The 4,984-nt window shown below is 61.2% G+C and carries 5 protein-coding genes; 2 read left to right on the plus strand and 3 right to left on the minus strand.

Going from position 1 to position 4,984, the window contains the following annotated elements; translation table 11 throughout:
- A partial coding sequence (locus AC07VR_RS31515) for a carbon starvation CstA family protein (RefSeq protein ID WP_495013631.1) occupies window positions 1–986 on the minus strand: 986 nt, incomplete at its 3' end.
- Between the two features lie 300 nt (window positions 987–1,286).
- Here AC07VR_RS31515 and AC07VR_RS31520 point away from each other — a divergent pair.
- Both AC07VR_RS31520 and AC07VR_RS31525 read left to right on the plus strand, forming a co-directional pair.
- Entirely contained in the window at window positions 1,287–2,654 is a 1,368-nt protein-coding gene (locus AC07VR_RS31520; protein WP_495013632.1) for a cache domain-containing protein, read from the plus strand.
- 33 nt (window positions 2,655–2,687) lie between these two features.
- Window positions 2,688–3,320 carry a response regulator gene (locus AC07VR_RS31525; RefSeq protein WP_494991571.1) on the plus strand — a complete coding sequence of 211 codons (633 nt, stop codon included), beginning with the start codon at window positions 2,688–2,690 and terminating at the stop codon, window positions 3,318–3,320.
- 64 nt (window positions 3,321–3,384) lie between these two features.
- Here the strand turns inward: AC07VR_RS31525 and AC07VR_RS31530 are convergent, their stop codons facing one another.
- Both AC07VR_RS31530 and AC07VR_RS31535 read right to left on the minus strand, forming a co-directional pair.
- Complete coding sequence (locus AC07VR_RS31530; RefSeq protein WP_495013633.1) at window positions 3,385–4,014, minus strand: Vgb family protein; 630 nt, start codon at window positions 4,012–4,014, stop codon at window positions 3,385–3,387.
- A gap of 35 nt (window positions 4,015–4,049) precedes the next feature.
- Window positions 4,050–4,984, minus strand: a 935-nt coding sequence (locus AC07VR_RS31535) for a helix-turn-helix domain-containing protein (RefSeq protein WP_495013634.1), incomplete at its 5' end; no start/stop codon positions are given.

Genomic DNA, 4,984 nt, shown 5'->3' on the forward strand with positions numbered 1-4,984 from the left:
AGGAACGGGAACAGCCCGCCCTTCCATACCGGCCCGGTACCGTCGGTGAACTGGGTCAGTGCCGGCATTTTCAGCTCAGGCATGGTGATCAGGATACCGATCGCCAGGGCCATGATGGTGCCGATCTTGAGGAACGTAGAGAGGTAGTCACGCGGCGCCAGAATCAGCCAGACCGGCAGTACCGCTGCGACGAAACCGTAGCCAATCAGCATCCAGGTGATCTGGATGCCGGTGAAGCTGAAGGCTTTGGCCCACACGGGATCGGCGGCAATCTGCCCGCCCAGCCAGATCGAACCCAACAACAGCAACACGCCGACGATGGAGATTTCACCGATGCGACCCGGGCGGATGTAGCGCATGTAGATGCCCATGAGCATCGCAATCGGGATGGTCGCCATCACCGTGAAAATGCCCCACGGGCTCTCGGCCAAAGCCTTGACCACGATCAGCGCCAGCACCGCGAGGATGATGATCATGATCAGGAAGCAGCCAAACAGCGCGATGATGCCGGGAATGCGGCCCATTTCTTCACGGACCATGTCGCCCAGGGAGCGGCCGTTGCGGCGGGTGGACATGAACAGAACCATGAAGTCCTGAACGGCACCGGCCAGCACCACGCCGGCGATCAGCCAGAGCGTACCGGGCAGATAGCCCATCTGCGCCGCCAATACCGGACCGACCAGCGGCCCCGCACCGGCAATGGCTGCGAAGTGGTGACCGAAGAGCACGTGTTTGTTGGTCGGCACGTAGTCCAGACCATCGTTATTGACTACCGCGGGGGTGGCTCGACCGGGGTCCAGTTGCATCACCTTATTGGCGATGAACAGGCTGTAATAGCGGTAAGCGACGAGATAGATAGCGACTGCTGCGACTACGATCCAGAGGGCGTTGATGGCTTCGCCGCGGCGCAGGGCCACAACACTCAGCGCAAAAGCTCCCAGGACAGCCACGGCAAACCAGGCGAGGTGTTTAGCCAGTCGGGTCATTGCGAGTCTCCTGCCGACAGTCAGTGGACTGCGGCGGTAATTTTTATAATTGTGTCCGCTGTGCGGAGCTGGCCCAATATCCGCGCATGCCGTCTACAAATAAATCCGCAGAACTACGTACGCAGCGTCTACGTAGTTCTACTGAGTTCGCTCGTGCAATACCTGAAATCCACCGGTCATTACGTCCAACCGACTACTGAACGAGCGTATCTTTGGCATATGATGCCGAGCCTTCGCCGCACCTCGGGCGGCATGAGTCTATGACCGCTGGTCATCCGTTCGGTCTGGACAGGAGCAAAGATGCAGCTCAAACACAAAATCGTCGCGCTCGGGATTCTGCCGCTGGTGTTGGCGATCGCCGTCATCTGCGCGCTGGTGATTTCCCTGAACCGCCAACTGGGTGATCAACAGGCGCAACTGATCGAAGACAGCATTCTGGCCAGCAAGCGCGCAGAACTTAAAAACTACGTCGAAATGGCGCAAAGCCTGATTGCGCCGCTGTACGACAACGGCCAGGGTGACGAGCATGCACAGCAACAAGTGCTGGAAGAACTGCGCAAGCTCAGCTTCGGCATCAATGGCTACTTCTTCGTCTACGACCACCAGGGCCGTAGTCTGATGCACTCGCGGCAGTCGGAACTGGTGGGCAAAGATCTGTGGGACATGAAAGACCCTCACGGCCTGCCGGTGATCCAGGCGTTGCTCAAAAGTGCGGAATCAGGAGAAGGCTTTCAGCGCTACGCCTGGAATAAACCCTCTTCCGGTCAAGTGACCGACAAGCTCGCCTATGTGGTGATGCTGGATCGTTGGGGGTGGATGCTCGGTACCGGCATCTACCTTGAGGACGTTGAACGCGCCACACAGCAGGCGCGCGACGAGGTAGCTCAGGGCATCCGCAAAACGATGCTTGCGATTGCCGTGGTGGCCCTGGTAGCGGTGCTGTTTGTCTTCGCCAGCGGCATGATGCTGAACGTCAGCGAACACCGTCTGGCCGACAAAAAACTTCAACGCCTGACCCAGCGTATCGTCAGCTTGCAGGAGGAAGAGCGATCACGGGTTTCCCGTGAGCTGCACGACGGTATCAGCCAGGTACTCGTCTCCATCAAGTTTCAGTTCGAACTGGCCAGCCATGTGCTGGAGAATGGACAAGGACAAGACAAGGGTTTGAGCATTTTAAGAGAAGCCACGGAACGCCTGGGGGAAGCAATTGGCGAAGTTCGCAGCCTCTCCCACGACCTGCGCTCGTCGCTGCTCGACACCCTGGGCCTGCCTGCGGCGATCGGTCAATTGGCAACAGAATTCGAGCAACGCAGCGGGCTGGTGGTGACCTACAACAACAACGAGTGCGACTGCCATTTGGCCGATGGTGCACCGGTCTCGTTGTTTCGCATTGTGCAAGAAGGCCTGACCAACATCGAACGACATGCACAGGCTAAAAACGTCTCCATTACCCTGCACGGGTCTGAGGACGCTGTACGTCTGAGCGTGGTCGATGACGGTATCGGTTTCAACGTCGCCCAGGTCGAACGTCGTCACGCCGGCATTGGCCTGCGCAATATCCGTGAACGTGTCGAGCATTTTGGTGGTCAATTCGCCCTGATATCGACGCCTGGAAGGAGTGAGCTGGACGTTCTGCTGCCGGTGAAAATGCCCGGTACGAAATGCTGACTCCCCCCATAACAACAAGAGTGAATGCCCGCGATGAACCTGCCCTACCCGATCCGCGTCGCCTTGGTCGACGATCACTCCCTGGTCCGCGATGGGATCAAAGCGCTGCTGGCGGTAATGGCCCCCCTGGAAGTGGTGGGAGAAGCCGAAAATGGCGCGGATGCGCTTGAGATGGTCGGGCGCTGCCAGCCGGATCTGTTGCTGGTCGACATCAGCCTGAAGGACATGAACGGGCTTGAGCTGACCCGAGTGTTACGCGGCCAGTACCCGTCGCTCAAGGTGCTCGTGCTCAGCATGTACGATAACTATGAATATGTGAGTGAATCCGTTCGCTCGGGTGCCAGCGGCTACGTGCTGAAGAACGCGCCTTCACGGGAGATCATTGCTGCGATCGAAGCCATTGCCAGTGGCGGGACGTTCTACAGTGCCGAAATCGCGCAGAGGCTGATTGCCGATAAGAGTACCGACAATGAGCTGACACCGCGCGAGAGCCAGGTGTTGTACAAGATGGCTCAGGGCCTGAACAACAAGGAAATGGCCCGCGAGCTGGATATCAGTGTCCGGACTGTAGAGACCCATCGTCTGAGCATCCGGCGCAAACTTAACATCGACAAGCCCGCGGCCCTGGTAAAGTACGCGATTGAACACGGGATAATTTCGCATTAGGCCAGTCAATCACGACTCAAACGTCGCAAAATCGCCTGTCGCAAGCGCAGCCAGCGGCGAAGCCTCATTCAGGCCGGCGAACAACCCTCACCTTCCCGCTCCCACCGCCGCCGCAGAAAAACTGATCGCGCCCATCGGACTCAAGCCCCGACACCCCTACCCCAGCCGGCATCTTGAGGCTTTCCAGGACCTCTCCCGTTCCCGGATCGACTCGCCGCAGTTCACTCTCCTCGCCTTCCCACGTACCGTGCCAGAGTTCTCCGTCGACCCAGGTGACGCCGGTGACGAAGCGGTTGGACTCTATGGTGCGAAGAATCGCCCCGGTCTGGGGATCGATTTGATGAATCTTGCGGTCCCGATACTGGCCCACCCAGAGCGTCCCTTCGGCCCACGTGAGCCCCGAGTCACTGCCGCCGGGCGCCGGGATCGTGGCGAGTACACGGCCGGTCTGCGGATCGATCTTCTGGATGCGATCCTCGGCGATCTGAAACAGGTGCTGGCCGTCGAAGGCCGTTCCTGCATGGGCGGCGACCTCGATCGAGCGCAGCGTCTTGCCGCTCGCCGGGTCGAGGGCGTTCAGTTTGTCTCCGGTAGCAAACCAGACGTGCTGGCCGTCATAGGTGACGCCATGCACGGCGTCGACACCCGCAAAGGGGCCATACTCACGGAGGATTTCAGCGGCTGAGTGTTTCATGTTTGTTTCCTCTTCACGGGCTGGTGAAGTGAATCCTAGTCACTGGGCAGTGGAACGGGGAGTAACAAGGTCGTCGCGAATCCCGGCACCGGCGGGGTCATCCAGCGACGTGCTCGCCCGCGACCGAACGACTGCACCTTGCCGGCTACCGCCAGCGAGTCGAGTGCTCGCTGCACGGTGCGCTGGCTGGCGCCAAGGGCAAGCGCCAGGGCCGAGCTCGACCACGACTCACCGTCGGTGAGGAAGGCAAGCACCGCCGCCTGCTTCTCTTCGACGGGCCGCGCCAGCACGACGACCTCGGCCGCGCCGCGGGGCACCAGCGCAAACCCGCGCCTGGTCGCGGTCACGCCGGCCAATGCCCGAAGCGCCGTGCGAAGCCGCCCGACTTCGACTCGCAACCGCGCGCGATGGGACTCATCGGTGAGCTTCAATCGAAAGGCTCGCGCGATGAGCGTTTCCCTCGGCACGTCTGCGGGCCACGCTTCGCCGAGCGCCCGCGCGAGCGCGAACAACACCGGACGCCTGGCGAGCGAGACCGAGGTGCCGGCGTCACGCACCACATGCCGACACGCGTCCACGACGAACACCTTTGACGCCAGCAACGCTTCAACTTCGTCGAGCACCAGGAGCCGTTCTTCGCCACCGGCAATCAGGCGCGCTGCGGGGGTATTGAGGATGAGCGCAGCGCTTTCGACCTCGGCGGTCAGCGCTGGGATGCCGGCGTGGCGCGCGGCGTGCCCGGCCCGATCAAGCGCAGTGCGGGCCGTCTGCGTGCGCAGGCGTCGCATCGCAATCCCCGCCACGACCAGCTCATGGGCGGCCCTCAAGGCGGGCGGTAATGGCGTGGGATCGAGCTCGGCGAGCCGAGCCTCAGCCTCGTCGAGGCGCCCGATCAGCAGCAAGCGGCGGATCTCGAGATAGCGTGCATGGGCGGCGTTCACCCGGTCGCCGTGGGCCTCAAGCGTCGCCC

Source organism: Pseudomonas sp. GW821-FHT02H09, from assembly GCF_059421425.1.

Excerpts from the sequence above, each read along its gene's own strand:
- AC07VR_RS31520 (WP_495013632.1), top strand. The coding sequence starts at position 1,287 with ATGCAGCTCAAACACAAAATCGTCGCGCTCGGGATTCTGCCGCTGGTG.
- AC07VR_RS31525 (WP_494991571.1), top strand. The coding sequence starts at position 2,688 with ATGAACCTGCCCTACCCGATCCGCGTCGCCTTGGTCGACGATCACTCC.
- AC07VR_RS31530 (WP_495013633.1), bottom strand. The coding sequence starts at position 4,014 with ATGAAACACTCAGCCGCTGAAATCCTCCGTGAGTATGGCCCCTTTGCG.